The organism is Nocardioides allogilvus, assembly GCF_003047285.1.
Taxonomy (GTDB): Bacteria; Actinomycetota; Actinomycetes; order Propionibacteriales; family Nocardioidaceae; genus Nocardioides; species Nocardioides allogilvus.
The window spans coordinates 49,290-64,273 of the sequence record NZ_PZYX01000013.1; the positions used below are offsets into that span (position 1 = coordinate 49,290).

Annotated in this window: 17 protein-coding genes; 5 read left to right on the forward strand and 12 right to left on the reverse strand. The window is 70.4% G+C overall.

Annotated elements, in window-relative coordinates; translation table 11 throughout:
• Positions 1-86 precede the first annotated feature (86 nt).
• The 4 genes from C9J87_RS16620 to C9J87_RS16635 all read right to left on the reverse strand — a co-directional run bounded on the left by C9J87_RS16620 (position 87) and on the right by C9J87_RS16635 (position 4,499).
• Positions 87-827 carry a 16S rRNA (uracil(1498)-N(3))-methyltransferase gene (locus C9J87_RS16620; RefSeq protein ID WP_107706087.1) on the reverse strand — a complete coding sequence of 247 codons (741 nt, stop codon included), beginning with the start codon at positions 825-827 and terminating at the stop codon, positions 87-89.
• Positions 828-830: 3 nt separating this feature from the next.
• Positions 831-2,006 carry a molecular chaperone DnaJ gene (gene dnaJ, locus C9J87_RS16625; RefSeq protein WP_107706088.1) on the reverse strand — a complete coding sequence of 392 codons (1,176 nt, stop codon included), beginning with the start codon at positions 2,004-2,006 and terminating at the stop codon, positions 831-833.
• Complete coding sequence (gene hrcA, locus C9J87_RS16630) at positions 2,003-3,031, reverse strand: heat-inducible transcriptional repressor HrcA (protein ID WP_010832533.1); 1,029 nt, start codon at positions 3,029-3,031, stop codon at positions 2,003-2,005. The genes dnaJ and hrcA overlap by 4 nt, the downstream gene beginning before the upstream one ends.
• Before the next feature lie 121 nt (positions 3,032-3,152).
• Positions 3,153-4,499, reverse strand: coding sequence for an alkaline phosphatase PhoX (locus C9J87_RS16635; RefSeq protein WP_107706089.1), 1,347 nt, complete (start codon positions 4,497-4,499; stop codon positions 3,153-3,155).
• Between the two features lie 76 nt (positions 4,500-4,575).
• Here C9J87_RS16635 and C9J87_RS16640 point away from each other — a divergent pair, with 76 nt between their 5' ends.
• Genes C9J87_RS16640 through C9J87_RS16650 form a run of 3 tightly spaced genes read left to right on the forward strand, consistent with a single transcriptional unit; the run spans position 4,576 to position 6,741 of the window.
• Entirely contained in the window at positions 4,576-5,427 is an 852-nt protein-coding gene (locus C9J87_RS16640) for an MBL fold metallo-hydrolase (RefSeq protein ID WP_010832531.1), read from the forward strand.
• A gap of 42 nt (positions 5,428-5,469) precedes the next feature.
• Positions 5,470-5,832: a hypothetical protein gene (locus C9J87_RS16645; protein ID WP_010832530.1), complete on the forward strand. Its 363-nt coding sequence runs from the start codon at positions 5,470-5,472 to the stop codon at positions 5,830-5,832.
• Between the two features lie 54 nt (positions 5,833-5,886).
• Positions 5,887-6,741, forward strand: a complete 855-nt coding sequence (locus C9J87_RS16650) for a DUF3097 domain-containing protein (protein WP_010832529.1) — start codon at positions 5,887-5,889, stop codon at positions 6,739-6,741.
• On the opposite strand, the gene hemW is transcribed toward C9J87_RS16650, so the two are convergent.
• The 3 genes from hemW to C9J87_RS16665 form a co-directional block, all read right to left on the reverse strand.
• Positions 6,738-7,952, reverse strand: a complete 1,215-nt coding sequence (gene hemW / locus C9J87_RS16655; RefSeq protein WP_036492486.1) for a radical SAM family heme chaperone HemW — start codon at positions 7,950-7,952, stop codon at positions 6,738-6,740. The genes C9J87_RS16650 and hemW overlap by 4 nt on opposite strands.
• A 114-nt stretch (positions 7,953-8,066) precedes the next feature.
• Entirely contained in the window at positions 8,067-9,887 is a 1,821-nt protein-coding gene (locus C9J87_RS16660) for an AMP-dependent synthetase/ligase (RefSeq protein ID WP_010832527.1), read from the reverse strand.
• Between the two features lie 147 nt (positions 9,888-10,034).
• Positions 10,035-10,442, reverse strand: a complete 408-nt coding sequence (locus tag C9J87_RS16665) for a MerR family transcriptional regulator (RefSeq protein ID WP_010832526.1) — start codon at positions 10,440-10,442, stop codon at positions 10,035-10,037.
• A 53-nt stretch (positions 10,443-10,495) separates the two neighbouring features.
• Here C9J87_RS16665 and C9J87_RS16670 point away from each other — a divergent pair, with 53 nt between their 5' ends.
• Positions 10,496-11,329, forward strand: coding sequence for an NAD(P)/FAD-dependent oxidoreductase (locus tag C9J87_RS16670; protein ID WP_107706090.1), 834 nt, complete (start codon positions 10,496-10,498; stop codon positions 11,327-11,329).
• A 12-nt stretch (positions 11,330-11,341) separates the two neighbouring features.
• Here the strand turns inward: C9J87_RS16670 and C9J87_RS16675 are convergent, their stop codons facing one another.
• Entirely contained in the window at positions 11,342-12,172 is an 831-nt protein-coding gene (locus tag C9J87_RS16675) for a helix-turn-helix domain-containing protein (protein ID WP_107706091.1), read from the reverse strand.
• Positions 12,173-12,223: 51 nt separating this feature from the next.
• On the opposite strand from C9J87_RS16675, the gene C9J87_RS16680 reads away from it, so the two are divergent.
• A complete protein-coding gene (locus C9J87_RS16680; RefSeq protein WP_107706092.1) occupies positions 12,224-12,415 on the forward strand; it encodes a maleylpyruvate isomerase family mycothiol-dependent enzyme in 192 nt (63 codons plus the stop codon).
• A 382-nt stretch (positions 12,416-12,797) separates the two neighbouring features.
• On the opposite strand, the gene C9J87_RS16685 is transcribed toward C9J87_RS16680, so the two are convergent.
• Genes C9J87_RS16685 through C9J87_RS16700 form a run of 4 tightly spaced genes read right to left on the reverse strand, consistent with a single transcriptional unit; the run spans position 12,798 to position 14,912 of the window.
• The gene (locus C9J87_RS16685; protein WP_010832522.1) at positions 12,798-13,115 is read right to left on the reverse strand and encodes a hypothetical protein; all 318 of its coding nucleotides are present in this window, start codon (positions 13,113-13,115) and stop codon (positions 12,798-12,800) included.
• Entirely contained in the window at positions 13,112-13,534 is a 423-nt protein-coding gene (locus C9J87_RS16690) for a hypothetical protein (protein WP_157953237.1), read from the reverse strand. Before C9J87_RS16690 ends, C9J87_RS16685 begins: the two co-directional genes overlap by 4 nt.
• Positions 13,534-14,283 (reverse strand): hypothetical protein, encoded by a 750-nt coding sequence (locus C9J87_RS16695; protein WP_010832520.1) that lies wholly within the window; start codon positions 14,281-14,283, stop codon positions 13,534-13,536. The genes C9J87_RS16690 and C9J87_RS16695 overlap by 1 nt, the downstream gene beginning before the upstream one ends.
• The gene (locus C9J87_RS16700) at positions 14,283-14,912 is read right to left on the reverse strand and encodes a hypothetical protein (RefSeq protein ID WP_157953238.1); all 630 of its coding nucleotides are present in this window, start codon (positions 14,910-14,912) and stop codon (positions 14,283-14,285) included. The genes C9J87_RS16695 and C9J87_RS16700 overlap by 1 nt, the downstream gene beginning before the upstream one ends.
• Positions 14,913-14,984 lie beyond the last annotated feature (72 nt).

Here is a 14,984-nt window from a genome sequence, read left to right on the forward strand (position 1 = left end):
CTGGCTGATTCTGCGCAGGGTCTCGCGCTCACACCGGGCGACGGCGCGTGCAGATTCGTCCGCGTGGACGATTCTGCTCGCGCAGCTCAGCTCCAGCGAGACGTCCGCGCGAGCAGGGCACTGACGGCGGCGAGCCCGGCGGTCGACGTACGCAGGACCTCGTCCCCGAGGCGGACGGTCACGGCGCCGGCGGCCTCGAAGGCGGCGAGCTCATCGGGCGCGATGCCGCCCTCGGGGCCGACGATGACGACGACCTCACCGGCGCTCGGCACGTCGAGCGAGGCCAGGGGCGTCGTCGCGTCCTCGTGGAGTACGGCGACCAACGCAGCGTCCGAGAGCAGCGCCACCACCTCCGCGGTGGACGAGAGGGGCGAGACCGAACAAGACCAGGAGCGGCGCGCCTGCTTGCCGGCCTCGCGGGCGGTGGCCTGCCACTTCGCGTGCGACTTGGCGGCGCGCTCGCCCTTCCAGACGGCGACCGAGCGGGAGGCGGCCCACGGGACGACGGTGTCGACACCGATCTCGGTCAGCACCTCGACCGCCAGTTCGCCGCGGTCGCCCTTGGGCAGTGCCTGGACGACGGTGAACGAGGGAGCGGGACGAGCCACGAGCTCGAAGGACGTCACCGAGACGGCGAAGACCCGCTTCCCGGTCGACGCGACGGACCCGACGACGCGGTGACCCGCACCGTCGGTGAGCACGACCTCCTCGCCGACCCGCAGACGCCGTACGGCGACAGCGTGGTGTGCCTCGTCACCGGTCACCTCGACGCTGGACCCGACGGCGACACCGTCGAGCGACGGCACGAGATGGACCGGGAGCGACATGGCTCAGTGCTGCTGGAAGGCGTCGCGGAGCCGGCCGAAGACGGACCTCTGCGACGACTGCACCTGGCCGGTGGGCGACTCCTCGCCACGGAGCGCGGCGAGCTCGCGCAGGAGCTCCTCCTGGCGCTCGTCGAGCCGGGTCGGGGTGTCGACGACGACGGTGACGATCAGGTCGCCGCGACCGCCGCGCAGGCCCGGCACACCGAAGCCGCGCAGGACCTGCTGGCTGCCCGACTGGGTGCCCGGCGCGATCTCGAGGTCGTAGTCGGTGCGGACCTCGGAGTCCTCGCCGGTCTCGAGGTCGGCCTCGAGCAGCGGCAAGGTCAGCGTCGTGCCGAGCGCAGCCGCGGTCATCGGCAGCGTGACCGTGCTGTGCAGGTCGTTGCCGTGGCGGGTGAAGGTCGGGTGGGGCTCGACGTGGATCTCGACGTAGAGGTCGCCGGGCGGGCCGCCACCGGGGCCGACCTCGCCCTGCTCGGTGAGCTGGACCCGGGTGCCGTGGTCGACACCGGCGGGGATCTTGACGTTGAGGGTGCGGCGCGAGCGGACGCGGCCGTCGCCGGAGCACTCGCGGCACGGCTCGGGGATGATCTGGCCGAAGCCGCGGCAGGCCGCGCACGCGCGCAGCGTGCGGATCTCGCCGAGGAACGACCGCTGGACCTGGGCGACCTCGCCGGCACCGCGGCAGGTCTCGCAGGTGATCGGCTTGGAGCCGGGCGCCGCCCCGTCGCCGTGGCAGGCGGTGCAGACGACGGCGGTGTCGACCTTGAGCTCGGTGGTGGTGCCGAAGGCGGCCTCCGCCAGCTCCACGTCGAGGCGGATCAGGGCGTCCTGGCCACGGCGCACACGCTGGCGCGGACCGCGTCCCTGGCCGCCGCCGCCCGGGGCGCCGCCGCCGAAGAAGGCGTCCATGATGTCGGTGAAGGAGAAGCCCTGCCCCTGACCGAAGCCGGCCTGGCCGCCGCCGAAGGGGTCGCCACCGCGGTCGTAGGCGGCGCGCTTCTGCGGGTCGGAGAGGACCTCGTAGGCGCGCGAGACCTCCTTGAACTTCTCCTGCGTCGCAGGGTCCGGGTTGACGTCCGGGTGGAGCTGGCGCGCGAGGCCCCGGTAGGCCTTCTTGATGGCGGCCGCGTCGGCGTCGCGGGAGACACCGAGCAACTCGTAGAGGTCTTGGCTCACTGCTGTCCTTCGTCGAGGATCCGGGAGACGTAGCGCGCAACAGCACGCACGGCAGCCATCGATCCGGGGTAGTCCATGCGGGTGGGGCCGACGACGCCGAGCGTCGCGAGGGCCTGGTCAGGGGGGCCGTAGCCGGTGGCCACGACGCTGGTGGAGGCGAGCTCGGAGTAGGGGCCCTCGTGGCCGATGCGCACCGTGACCGCGTCGCCGGCGGTGACCTCGCCGATCAGCTTGAGCAGCACGACGTGCTCCTCGAGCGCCTCGAGCAGGGGTCGCACCGCGGTGTCGAAGCTGTCGCCGAACCGCGCGAGGTTGGCCGCGCCGGCCACGGCCACGCGCTCGTCGCTGCGGTGGTCGGACATCGCGTCGGTGAGCACGTCGGCGAGGCAGCGCGTCAGCGCTTGGTCGGCGTGGGGTACGCCGTCGGGCAGGCGCCCCAGGGCAGCCGCACCGTCGGCGATGCGCTCCCCCGCGGCGGCCTGGTTGAAGCGGATGCGCAGGTCGGCGAGCTGGGTCTCCGACATCTCGCCCGGGATCTCGACGAGGCGCTGCTCGACCCGGCCGGTGCTCAGGATCAGGATCACCATCACCCGGGTCGGCGTGATCGAGACCATCTCGATGTGGCGCACGGTGCTGCGCGAGAGCGTCGGGTACTGAACGATCGCGACCTGGCGGGTCAGCGTGCTCAGCAGCCGCACCGAGCGCTGGACGACGTCGTCGAGGTCGACCGCGCTGTCGAGGAGGGTGGCGATCGCCCGCTTCTCGGCGGTGCTCATCGGCTTGACCGAGCTCAGCCGGTCGACGAACAGCCGGTAGCCCTTGTCGGTCGGCACCCGGCCGGCGCTGGTGTGGGGCTGGTGGATGAAGCCCTCGTCCTCCAGCGCGGCCATGTCGTTGCGCACGGTGGCCGGCGAGACGCCCAGCCCGTGCCGCTCGACGAGGGCGCGGGAGCCGACGGGCTCCTCGGTGGCGACGTAGTCCTCCACGATCGCGCGCAGGACGGCGAGCTTGCGGTCCTCGACCATCTCGCCCTCCTCCCGTGTTCTGGCACTCCGACTGTGTGAGTGCCAAGACTACTAGGTGGAACGCGGAGGCCCGCCCTCCGTGTGGGAGGGCGGGCCGGGGGCTGGCGCGGGAAGGCTCGGGTCAGAGGGCGCCCTGGCGCCAGGGGCCGGTGATCGCCAAGGTGATGCCCGGGCTCTGGATGTTGAGGAAGAGCCAGCTGCCGTTGCTCGGCTCGAACACCGCACCCGCCCACTCCGAGCCGCGGTAGTCGTTGGCGGGCACGTTCTTGCCGGCCGTCCCGTCGCGCAGGTCGGCGTCGTTGGCGGCGAAGCGGAAGATCTCGCCCTCGGTGCTCAGGCCGTGCACGTACTCCGTGCCGCCGCCGTCCTCGCACAGCACCAGGCCGCCGCGCGGGCTCACGCACATGTTGTCCGGCGCGTTGAGCACCTCACCGCTGGGTGAGGCGAACAGGACGCCCAGCCGGTCGGTGACCGGGTCCAGCTCGAACACCTGGCCCTGCCGCGCCGGTCCCCCGTCGGTGGTGATGACGTAGATGCGGCCGTTGCCGTACCAAGCGCCCTCGAGCCGCGAGAACACCGCCGCGCCCTTGCCCTGCGCCTCGACGCGCACCGTGTCGGTCGCCGGGTCCGGCTCGTCGATGTCGACCCAGCCGACGGCGCCGTACGACGTGCCGGAGCCGTCGCGACGGGTGTCCACCTTCGTCGAACCGATCGTCAGGGCCTGCAGCCGGCCGCCGTCGGCCAGCCGCCCCGGCGTGGTCGGGACGAAGCGGTAGAGGCAGGCGTCGCCGCGGTCCTCGGTCTCGTAGACGATGCCGGTGGCCGGGTCGATCGCTGCGGCCTCGTGGTTGAAGCGGCCCATCGCCTTGTACGGCGCCGGGTTGCCCTTGCCCGTGGGCGGCACCTCGAAGACGTAGCCGTGGCGCATGCCGCCGGCCTCGCTGAAGGTCTCCTCGCAGGTGAGCCACGTGCCCCAGGGCGTCACGCCGCCCGCACAGTTGCGCACGGTCCCGCCGAGGCTGCCCCACGACTCCGTGAACTGGCCGGCCTCGGGGTCGAACACGATCGTGGTGGTCCCGCCACCGCCGAGCGGGTTGTAGGCCGGCTGGGTGAAGGCAGCCGACGGGTTCCGCTCGTGGTTGCGGACGATGTGCACGAGGTCGCCGAGGCGGTAGGCGCCCATGCCGTCGTGCGCGTTGGGCGTCGGCGTGCCGTCGCTCATGAGGTCGTTGGTCCAGCCGTAGGAGAGGTACTCGAAGCCGCGTGGCAGCGAGATGAGCTGCAGCCCGGTGGCCTGGTCGACCGCGGGCAGGAGAGGCCCGTAGCCGGCGTCGGAGAAGACGGCGGACGCCGCAGTGGCGCCCTCCGCGCGGGTCGCCAGCGAGGCGAATGGGAGGCCGGCCACGCCGGCTGTCAGGGCGGCGCCGCGGAGCAGGTTGCGGCGCGAGGTCTGCGGGGTGGAGGTCATGGCGTCGACGCTAGGAGCCGTCGACGGTCCTGCCCGCGACGTACGCCTGAACTCTGGCGGTACGTAGGGTGGCAACGTGAAGACCGACGGCATCATCACTGAGGTGGCCCCACGGGCCTGGGTCGCCCACTACGACTGGATGGCCGTCAACATCACCCTGATCGGTGGCGACGACGGCCTGGTCATGGTCGACACCCACGGCTCCGAGAAGCAGGCGCGGGTCGTCGCCGACGACGTGCGCCGGCTCGGCGCCGGCCCGATCACGGCCCTGGTCAACACCCACGACCACTGGGACCACTGGTACGGCAACGACGTCCTCCTCACGGAGTACGGCGACCTGCCGGTGCACGCCACCGACTTCGCGCTCGACCGGATGGTCGCGACGCAGGGCCGCCACGACCCACACCTGGCTGACAACTCCCGCGCCGACGAGATCCTGGCCACGACCCTGCGCCCGGCGACCCGCGGCTTCTCCTCGGTCGTCGCGCTGGACCTCGGCGACCGGGTGATCGAGCTGATCCACCCAGGCCGCGGCCACACCGCCGGCGACCTGGTCGTCCGTGTGCCCGACGCCGACGTGATCGTCGGCGGCGACCTGGTCGAGGAGTCGGACAAGCCGTTCATCGGCGACGACTCGTTCCCCCTGGAGTGGCCGCTCACGCTCGACCTGGTGATGGGCTTGATGACCGACGCCACGGTGGTCGTCCCCGGCCACGGCAAGGTCATCGACCGCGACTACGTCCAGGACCAGCGCGTGGAGCTCGGGATCATCGCCGAGACGATCCGCGACCTCGCGAGCCGGGGTGTGCCCGTCTCCCAGGCGCTCGAGCAGGGTGAGTGGCCCTGGGATCCTGCGCTGCTCGCCTCCGCCGTACGCCTCGGCTATGAGCACCTGCCGCGCGCGCAGAAAAGGCTGCCGCTCGTCTGAAGGGGTGTTTACTCCCCGGCGCGAGGCGCGTAGGAACGAGGCATGACCGAATCGAGCGAAGTGCCCCAGGCGTCCTCCACGAGCAGCGAGGCCGACGCCGACCACGACGGCTCCTCCGCGGCGCCCGAGGACCAGCAGCTGGCCGGCCTCTCCGACCACTCCGACGACGACCTGCTGCCCGAGGACCTGCAGCCCGGCGACGACAACCCGCTGGCCGAGCCCCTGGATCCCGACGCCGAGGAGACGAAGGACCCCGAGGAGCTGGGCATGGACGACACCCAGGAGGACACCCCCGGCACCTACGAGTCCACCGGGCCCACTCCCTCGACCGAGGAGCCGGAGCACGCCGACACCGACTCGGCGGCCAGCGCGAGCGCGGAGGCACAGGAGCCGAGCGAGGACTGAGCGTCACCGGCGTGGCGGGACCAACCGGGCGCATCGCCCGCCTAGCGTTGGACGGTGCCTTCCCCCACGCATGATCGCTACGGTTCCGACGTCCTGACCACCGACTGGCGCGCGCCGAAGAACGGCCGCGCCGTCGACGTGCCCGCCGAGATCGGGATGATCCTCGAGGAGGTCATCACCGACTGGGTCGGCGAGGTGGTCGCCATCGACCGCGACCTGGACACGGTGACGATCGAGGACCGGCGCAACAAGCGACGGACGTTCCCGCTCGGCCCCGGGTTCCTGCGCGAGGGCAAGCCCGTGGTGCTGGGGCGCCCGGTCCGGTCAGGCCCGGAGAAGAAGACGCGTACGGCGAGCGGCTCGATCGCCGTCCACGACGCGAAGGCCCGCGTGGCCCGCGCCAGCCGCATCTTCGTCGAGGGCCGCCACGACGCCGAGCTGGTCGAGAAGGTCTGGGGCGACGACCTGCGGATCGAGGGCGTGGTCGTGGAGTTCCTCGGCGGCGTCGACGACCTCGCCGAGCACCTGCGCGACTTCAAGCCCGGCCCGCAGCGTCGCGTCGGCGTGCTCGTCGACCACCTCGTGCCCGGGTCCAAGGAGAGCCGGATCGCGCAGGGCATCGTGAAGTCCGAGATCGGCAAGCACGTGCTGATCGTCGGCCACCCGTTCATCGACGTCTGGCAGGCCGTGAAGCCCTCGCGCCTGGGCATCAAGCGCTGGCCCGACGTGCCGCGCAACATCGAGTGGAAGAAGGGCACCTGCCAGCAGCTCGGCTGGCCGCACCGCGACCAAGCCGACATCGCCCGCGCCTGGAAGCACATCCTCGGCGGCGTCCGCGGCTTCGAGGACCTCGACCCGCAGCTGCTCGGCCGGGTCGAGGAGCTCATCGACTTCGTCACTGCGCCTTAGGTCAGGTCGCGCACGACCGCATCGGCGAGCAACCGCCCGCGGCGGGTCAGGACCAGGCGTTCGGTGGCCAGGTCGACCAGTCCCTCCTCGACCAGTCGCGCGACCTGCGCACGCCCGCTGCGATCGAGCGCCAGGACGGGCAGCCCGTCCCGGAGCCGGAGCTCGAGCAGGATGCGCTCGATGCGGCGGTCGTCGCCGCTGAGGTGCTCGTAGGCCATGGCCGGGCTCGTGCCCGCGGCCAGCCGATTGGCGTACGCCGCAGGGTGCTTGACGTTCCACCAGCGCACGCCGCCGACGTGGGAGTGCGCGCCCGGCCCGGCACCCCACCAGTGCCCGCCGGTCCAGTAGAGGACGTTGTGGCGGCACTGGCTCTCGGGCCGCCGCGCCCAGTTGGACACCTCGTACCACTCCAGCCCGGCGGCGGTGAGCCGCTCGTCGGCGAGGTCGTACTTGTCGGCCAGGTCGTCCTCGTCGGGCATCGGCAGCTCGCCGCGACGCACGCGTCGCGCCAGGGCCGTGCCGTCCTCGACGATGAGGGAGTACGCCGACACGTGGTCGGGCTCGCACGCGAGCGCCGCATCGAGCGAGGTCTCCCAGTCGGCGACCGACTCCCCCGGCGTGCCGTAGATCAGGTCGAGCGAGACCTCCTCGAAGCCGGCCTGCCGGGCCCAGCCCACGGCCGCGGGGACCCGGAGCGGGTCGTGCGTGCGGTCGAGCACCTTGAGCACGTGGTCGACGGCGGACTGCATGCCGAAGCTGATCCGGTTGAAGCCGACCTGGCGCAGCTCCGCCAGGTCCCAGGCCGTGACGGAGTCGGGGTTGGCCTCCGTCGTGATCTCGACGCCGTCGGCGAGCCCGAACTCGGCGGCCGCGCTCGCGACGACGGCACCCAGGTCGGCCGGCTTGATCAGGGTGGGAGTGCCGCCCCCGAAGAAGATGGTGTCGATGGGCAGGTCGCGATCACCGAGCACGCGCCGCGCGTGCCGGATCTCGGCGATAACCGCCTCGGCGTACGTCGAACGCGACGCGCCCGGAACATCGCCCAGCTCCTCGGCGGTGTAGGTGTTGAAGTCGCAGTAGCCACAGCGCACCGAGCAGAACGGGACGTGGACGTAGAGCCCGAAGGGCTGTGAGCCGAGCTCCGCCAGCGCCGCGTCAGGAAGTGATCCGTCGGCAGGCATGGTCAGGCCAGCGGGTTGGGCGGGGGGCACGTGCACATCCAATCACCAGCGGGGCCCGGATCACGCCGCGGCGGGAGCGGAAATGGCGAATGGGTGCCGGTGGTCTCCCACCGACACCCATCCAGCGACGTGCTGGGGTCGATCTCAGGCGTAGAGCGCCTCGATCTTGTCCTTGTAGTTGTCCTCGACGACGTTGCGCTTGACCTTCATCGAGGGGGTCATCTCGCCGGACTCGACCGTCAGGTCGTGGTCGAGCAGCTCCCACTTCTTGATGGTCTCCCAACGGTTCAGCTTGGCGTTGAGCTCGTCGACGTAGTCGCCCACCATCTTCTTGACCGCGTCGCTGCGGACGAGGTCGGTGTAGGAGGCGCCCTCCTGGCCGTTCTCGGCGGCCCAGCCGGCCATGGCGTCGGGGTCGAGGGTGATCAGCGCGATGACGTAGTTGCGCTCGGCGCCGAAGACCATGAACTGGCTGGCGTAGGGGCAGATCGCCTTGAACTTCGACTCGATCGCCGGCGGGGCGATGTACTTGCCGCCGGAGGTCTTGAAGAGCTCCTTGATCCGACCGGTGATGGTCAAGAACCCGTCGGCGTCCAGGGAGCCCTTGTCGCCGGTGTGCAGCCAGCCGTCGGCGTCCAGCGCCTTGGCCGTCTCCTCGGGCAGGTTGTGGTAGCCGTCCATGATGTGCGGACCGCGCAGCAGCACCTCGTCGCCGTCACCGATCTTGACCTCGCTGCCCGGCATGGGCCGACCGACGGTGCCGATGCGGTTCTCGTCGGGGTGGTTGACCGTGGCACCGGCGGAGTTCTCCGTCATGCCGTAGCCCTCGAGGATCACGATGCCGGCGGCGTTGAACCACTCGGCGATCTCCCGGTTGAGGGCGGCAGCACCGGAGATGAAGAAGCGCACGCGACCACCGAAGCGGGCGCGCACCTTGCTGAAGACGAGCTTGTCGAACAGGCCGTGCTGGACCTTCAGGCCGACCGGGATCGACTTGCCCTCGCGCTTGAGCTGCTCGACCTTGAGGCCGGTCGCGAACGCCTTGTGGAAGAGCTTCTCCTTGGCACCGCCCTCGGCCGCCTGCATCGTCTGGATCCGGCCGTAGGCCTTCTCGAAGATGCGCGGGGCCGCGCCCATGAACGTGGGCTTCACGCTCGCGCAGTTGTCGACGATCTTCTCGACGCGACCGTCGACGGCCGACGCGAAGCCGCAGGCGAGCTGGGCAGAGAGCAGCACCTTGCCGAACGAGTGCGCCATCGGCAGCCACAGGAACTGCAGGTCGCTCTCGTCGAGGATGTTCTGCGCGCGGATGGCCTCGCCCTCGTAGACCCACGACTTGTGACGCAGGCGCACGCCCTTGGGGCGGCCGGTGGTGCCGGAGGTGTAGATCAGGGTCGCGAGCTGGTCGGGCTCGATGCCGGCGGCCTTCTCGGCGATGACGTCGGGGTTGTCAGCGAGGAACTTCGCGCCGAGGGCGGCCAGGTCGTCGAGGGTGATGACCCAGTCACCGTCGGCCTTGCCGTCGAAGGTGACGACCTTCGTGAGGTGGGGCAGCTCGTTCTTGTTCTCGACCAGCTTGGCGATCTGCGTGTCGTCCTCAGCGAAGACGATGCGGCACTCGGAGTCGCTCAGGATGTAGGCCGTGTCGGCGGCGTTGGTCGTCGGGTAGACCGTCGTCGTCGCGCCAGCAGCACACATGACGGCGAGGTCGGCCAGGATCCACTCGTAGCGGGTGCCCGATGCGATACCGACGCGCTGCTCGGACTCCAGCCCGAGCGACAGCAGGCCAGCGGCGAGCGCCTCGACCCTCTCGCCTGCCTGCTTCCAGGTGACCGATTCCCACGCGTCGCCCTTGGGGTAGCGGAAGGCTTCGCTGGTGGGCGACTTGGCGACGCGGTCGTGGAACTGCACCGCGACGTTGCGCGGCATCTTGTCGACGAAAGTTGTGTCGTGGTGGATGGGCATGCGACTCCCTGACTCAATTACTCGGGCTGCGGTCTCCGGGGACCACAGAGGCTGACTCCTGAGGAGTAACCTAGATCACCTTGTTACGCGGTGGTAGCAAAGTCCGCATAGAGGGCACGGCCTGCCTCGTCCGGCCCCTCGGGAGCCTCACTCGAAGGCCGCCATCAGGTCGCTGACGTGCTGCTGGAAGCGGGGGCAGGCGCTGATGTCGTGCGCCTTGCAGTTGAAGGCGTGCTCGGTCATCTCCCGCGAGATCCGCATCTGCTCCATCCTCCGGTCGAGGTCGTCGAGGTGGGCCTGCAGCACGGCATGCCGCTCGGGCGAGTCCGCGTCGAGCAGCACCCCGATCTGGTCCAGGGTCATGCCCGCGTCCTTGTTCCGCTGGATCGCCGCGACCCGGGCGATGTCGTCGTGGGCATATCTCCTGCGACCGGCGGAGTCCCGCTCCGGCCTCAGCAGGCCCACCGACTCCCAGTGCCGCAGCACGTTGGTGGGCAGGTCGAAGCGCTCTGCGACCTCGCCGACGGACCAGGTGCGATCACGACTTGACTTCATGTTGACATGAAGTCACATGCTCGTCTCATTGGCAATCCCGAAGGAGACAGAACATGTATGACGCACTCGTGATCGGCGGCGGTCCCGCCGGCCTGCAGGCCACCTTGACCCTCGGCCGGATGCACCGGCCGACCCTGATGCTCGACTCCGGCAGCTACCGCAACGCCCCGGTCGACGCCATGCACAACATCCTCACCAACGACGGCCGCGACCCCGCGGAGTTCAGGTCGATCGTGCGCGCCGAGCTGGCGGCGTACGGCGAGGTGGAGGTGCGCGACGTCGCGGCGACCAGCGTCGAGCGGCTGGTCGACGGCACCTTCGCGGCGACGCTCGCCGACGGCTCCACCGTGGCGAGCCGCACGGTGGTGCTGGCCACCGGCCTGCGCGACGTGATGCCGGACGTCCCCGGCTTCGCCGAGCAGTGGGGCCGCACCGTGCACGTGTGCCCGTTCTGCCACGGCCACGAGCTGAGCGGCAAGCGGGTCGCGATCCAGGACTCCCCCAACGCCGGGCACGCCGTCGCGCTGCTCTCGCCGATCGCCGGGGCGATCACCGTGGTGCCGCCGGTGACCCGGGTGGCTTCCTCGGCGGCCGGGCTCGTGGTGACCTCGGGGTCCACGGCCGTCGTCGTCGACGGACTGTTCGCCCACCCTGCCTTCGAACAGTCAGCGCCCTTCGCGGAGCAGCTCGGGCTCGAGCTGCGCGAGAGCGGCTGCATCGCGATCGACATGTTCGGCCACACCAGCGTCCCCGGTGTCTTCGCCGCCGGCGACCTCGCGCACGTCGCCGACATGCCGATGCCGATGCCGTCGGTGCTGGCCGCCGCCCACGCCGGCCAGCTCGCGGGCGCGATGGTCGTCCGCGAGGTGCTCATGCAGGCCGTGTGAGCCGATCAGCGGTCACCGCGGCTGATCGCCGAGGTACTCCCCCGGCGTCATCCCGGTGACCGTGCGGAAGTCATGGGTGAAGTGGGCCTGGTCGGCATAGCCGAGCCGCGCCGCCATGTCGGCCAGCGACGATTCCCCCGCCTTCATCGCCTCGACCGCGTCATGGAGGCGGCGTCGCTGGATCAGCCACTTCGGGCTCATGCCGACGCGCTGCTCGACGAGGCGCTGCAGGCTGCGCTCGGACAGACCGACGTGTGACGCGAGCTCGTCGACCCGGGTGACCTCGGGGTGGTCGCGCAACCACGTGACGACCTCGTTGATGAGCAGCCCCGGCTCGTCGACCGGGAGGTACGCCGCCAGCCTCCGCTCGACGGACGCGATCGCCACTGCGTGGGCGGCCGGGTCGTGCGGGTCGGCATCCATGGTCTCGTGGACCTCGGCGACCAAGGACCCGTCGTCGAGACCCTCGACCTCACCGAGGTCGACGTAGGTGTCGGTGACCTCGGCGACCGAGCGTCCCAGGACCAGCCGCCCGGCGGCCGGGGTGAACATCGTGCCCACCGCCCAGCCGTCACCCTCGAGCGTCACGCTCGAGCGCCCGCGTCCGACGCCGTAGAACCGGGCATACGTGTTGCTCACGACGATCAGGCACACCGGGTGCTGCAGGGTGCTCTGCGTCGACGGCTCGGCCAGCGACCAGACCGGGATCCAGAAGCGCTCGACCAGGTCGGCGAGCTCCGCCGACGCCGCGTAGCGGTGGATGGGTGGCGACGGACGGGTGACCCCGGTGAGGTGCGCCCGATCGACCGGGTCGACGACCCGCACTCCCCCTGTGTCAGACATGTGTCCGATTATCACAAGAGCCGCGGTCACCGGCGGTGCGAGCGTGGAGCCATGACCGACACCGCACAGCGATTCATCGAGCGGGCCGACGCGCTCGCCGCCATCCTCCACTCCTCCGACCAGCAGTGGGACGCCCCCACCCCGTGCGACGGCTGGACCGTGCGCGACGTCGTCGCGCACGCCATCGACAGCGAGCGCGACTTCCTCACGCGTCAGGGGTTCGACCCCGGCGCCTCCCCCTGACCTCGCCGATCCCGCCACCGCCTGGCGCGACCACGCCAAGGTCGTCGCCGAGATCCTCGGCCAGCCGGGCGTGGCCGAACAGGAGTACGACGGCCACTTCGGCCGGACCACGATCGCCGCCACCATGGCCGACTTCTACGGCTGGGACCTGGCCATCCACGGATCCGACATCGCCCGGGCGACCGGCCAGCCCTGGTCGATCAGCGACTCCGAGGCGGCATCGCTGGGCGCCACCGCCGACGGCTGGGGTCCAGCGTTGTACGCCGAGGGCGTCTGCTCCCCCGCCGTGCCCGTCGCCGCCGATGCCTCGGCCTCCGACCGCCTGCTGGCCCGGCTCGGACGTGATCCGGAGTGCAGGCGCCGAGCTGAGGAGTCACCTGCGTCAGCCGGGCTGGATCAGCGCGAAGGGGAGCACGCCGCCGACCATCAACAAGACGAAGCCGCACAGGTAGGGCAGTGGCTTGGCGTAGGCCCACCCGCGTACGAAGAAGTAGATCGCGAACGGCGCAAGGAGGGGCGCGAGCAGCGACCAGGGCTGCGCGCCGCCGCCCCAGACAACCGCCGTCTGCACGTAGGTGAGAGCGAGGGTGACGCCAACCGATCCGACCAGGAACCTCCAGTAGAAGATGTCCCCGTTGGTGAACCTCCAGCGCAACGTCTCCAGCAGCCCACGACCGGCCAGGTCGTCCCGGGCGATCATCGGCGCGGATCCACGTCGTGGTCGTCCGACTGGGCGTCGCCGAGGGCCTGGGCCAGGTCCTCGTCGTCCGCGGCAAGCTGCTCGACGCTGCGGCTGAACTCGGCGCCAAAGCGGTTGCGGTAGTCGACCGCGGTCGCGTGCTCGTCGATGCCGCTCAGCACGTCGTGCCACGTGGTCTCGCCACCGAGGACCCGAGCAATGAGCGCGCGGTCCTCCTCTGGGACCCGCTTGTCGGCGAAGTCGCGGCGCAGCTCCTCCATGGCCTCGGAACGATCGGCGCTGGCCCTCTCCGCTCGCGGGCGCAGCTCAGTCTTCAGTCGCTCCATCTGCTCGCGGAAGGCGGCCGTCTCCTCGCGGAACGCCGACACCTGCGACCGCAACTGCGCCATGTGCGCCCGGAGGGCTTCGTTGCGCCCCATCACCGGCCGCCCACGGGGAAGGTTGGCAGGTGGGAGCTCGCATCGTCGGCCTTGTCGCCGACGTCCTTGTTGGTCTTGGTGTTGGAGGCCACGATGACGAAGTCGAGCCCCTTGAGGGTCACCGCAACCGCCGAGGCGGTCTTGGTGAGAGCCGGGATCAGGTCTGCGAGCGCCTCGAGCGTGCGGATCACGTCGCGCGCAAGCTCGATGATCTGCTTGATCCGTCGTCCGCCGGTGAGGATCTCCTTGGCCAGCTTCGCCAGGCTCCCGGCGAAGTACATGCACAGATCGTCGATCAGGCTCAGTGACATGGCGACGAGCTCCATCGCCGACTTCGTCGCGGCCAGCATGTCGTCGATGGCCATCTGGACCATCTCGATGCACTCGGCGGCCGCGTCCAGGTTCTCGGCAAACTCCTCCATCTTGGCCGTCATCGCATCGGCCGTGTCGCCGCGCCACACGGTCGGGACAGCGGCGGCCATCTCGCGGTAGTTGTCGGCGAGGATCCCGGCGGCCAGTCCCGTGCGGCGCCAGTCCTCGGCCATCACGCTGACGGTGGAGAAGTCACCGCCGAGCTTGTCGAACAAGGCGTCGAGAAGGTGGATGTTGACCTGCTCCAGGACCCAGTTGATGCCGCGCACCACATAGCCGCAGTTGCCTTTGATCTGCTCGACGAGGTCGCCCTCGGTGCCGGAGGCGCCGGACACCAGCACGGAATCCACGTCGCGCAACTGGACGACGTAGGCCATCAGTCTCGGTCCTTGCGGTTCAGGTAGTCGTCCATCTTGTCCTCGTCGTCGCGCGCGCCGGATTGCTCCTGCGCGTGTTGCACAGCGCTCTGTCCCTGCTGGGCAACGTCCAGCAGGGCGAACGGCGAATGGGTGGAGGTATGGGTCGCGGCGTGCTTGGGAGGGTCGGCCTGGTTGCGGACGATCGAGTCGCTGATCTCGGGATCGTTCATCATCGAGTGCATGGTGTTGGCGCCGACCAACGGGCCGTTGGTTCGATCGGGCCAGCCGGTCGTCGAGTGCCCCGGCCCAGTCCCAGGCGCCTGATCGTTGAGGTTGACGGCCAGCTTCCGGTGCGTCTCGGCAACGTTCTCGTCCGTCGTGAGGATGTCCTTGCGCGCCTCGGCGATCGCGTCCTCGAAGTCGAAGGCCGCCTCGTAGGCGAGCTTCAGGCAGTCGACGAGATCGGTGTGCGCCGTGCTGTAGGTGCCCTTGAACAGCCCGAGGAACCCGCGGAACGCCTCCGTCTCGTGCATTGACGAGCCGAAGCTCGCGAACGAGTGGGTGCGCGACGTCTGACGGCCAAGTTCCCACATCGTCTCGACGACCTGCCCCGATCCCGTTCTGGAAACCGATATCTCGTGCGCCACCGCGTTCCTCTCTCCCCTCGTGAACGAGAAGAAGGGTAGCCCGACACGGTCGTCAGAACCCCACCTTGTGGA

Bases quoted from the DNA above. Each gene is read 5' to 3' on its own strand.
- C9J87_RS16665 (WP_010832526.1), bottom strand. From the start codon at position 10,442: ATGAAGTCAAGTCGTGATCGCACCTGGTCCGTCGGCGAGGTCGCAGAG.
- C9J87_RS16645 (WP_010832530.1), top strand. From the start codon at position 5,470: ATGACCGAATCGAGCGAAGTGCCCCAGGCGTCCTCCACGAGCAGCGAG.
- C9J87_RS16620 (WP_107706087.1), bottom strand. From the start codon at position 827: ATGTCGCTCCCGGTCCATCTCGTGCCGTCGCTCGACGGTGTCGCCGTC.
- C9J87_RS16695 (WP_010832520.1), bottom strand. From the start codon at position 14,283: ATGGCCTACGTCGTCCAGTTGCGCGACGTGGATTCCGTGCTGGTGTCC.
- C9J87_RS16690 (WP_157953237.1), bottom strand. From the start codon at position 13,534: ATGGGGCGCAACGAAGCCCTCCGGGCGCACATGGCGCAGTTGCGGTCG.
- C9J87_RS16680 (WP_107706092.1), top strand. From the start codon at position 12,224: ATGACCGACACCGCACAGCGATTCATCGAGCGGGCCGACGCGCTCGCC.
- C9J87_RS16660 (WP_010832527.1), bottom strand. From the start codon at position 9,887: ATGCCCATCCACCACGACACAACTTTCGTCGACAAGATGCCGCGCAAC.
- C9J87_RS16635 (WP_107706089.1), bottom strand. From the start codon at position 4,499: ATGACCTCCACCCCGCAGACCTCGCGCCGCAACCTGCTCCGCGGCGCC.
- hrcA (WP_010832533.1), bottom strand. From the start codon at position 3,031: ATGGTCGAGGACCGCAAGCTCGCCGTCCTGCGCGCGATCGTGGAGGAC.
- C9J87_RS16685 (WP_010832522.1), bottom strand. From the start codon at position 13,115: ATGATCGCCCGGGACGACCTGGCCGGTCGTGGGCTGCTGGAGACGTTG.
- C9J87_RS16670 (WP_107706090.1), top strand. From the start codon at position 10,496: ATGTATGACGCACTCGTGATCGGCGGCGGTCCCGCCGGCCTGCAGGCC.
- C9J87_RS16675 (WP_107706091.1), bottom strand. From the start codon at position 12,172: ATGTCTGACACAGGGGGAGTGCGGGTCGTCGACCCGGTCGATCGGGCG.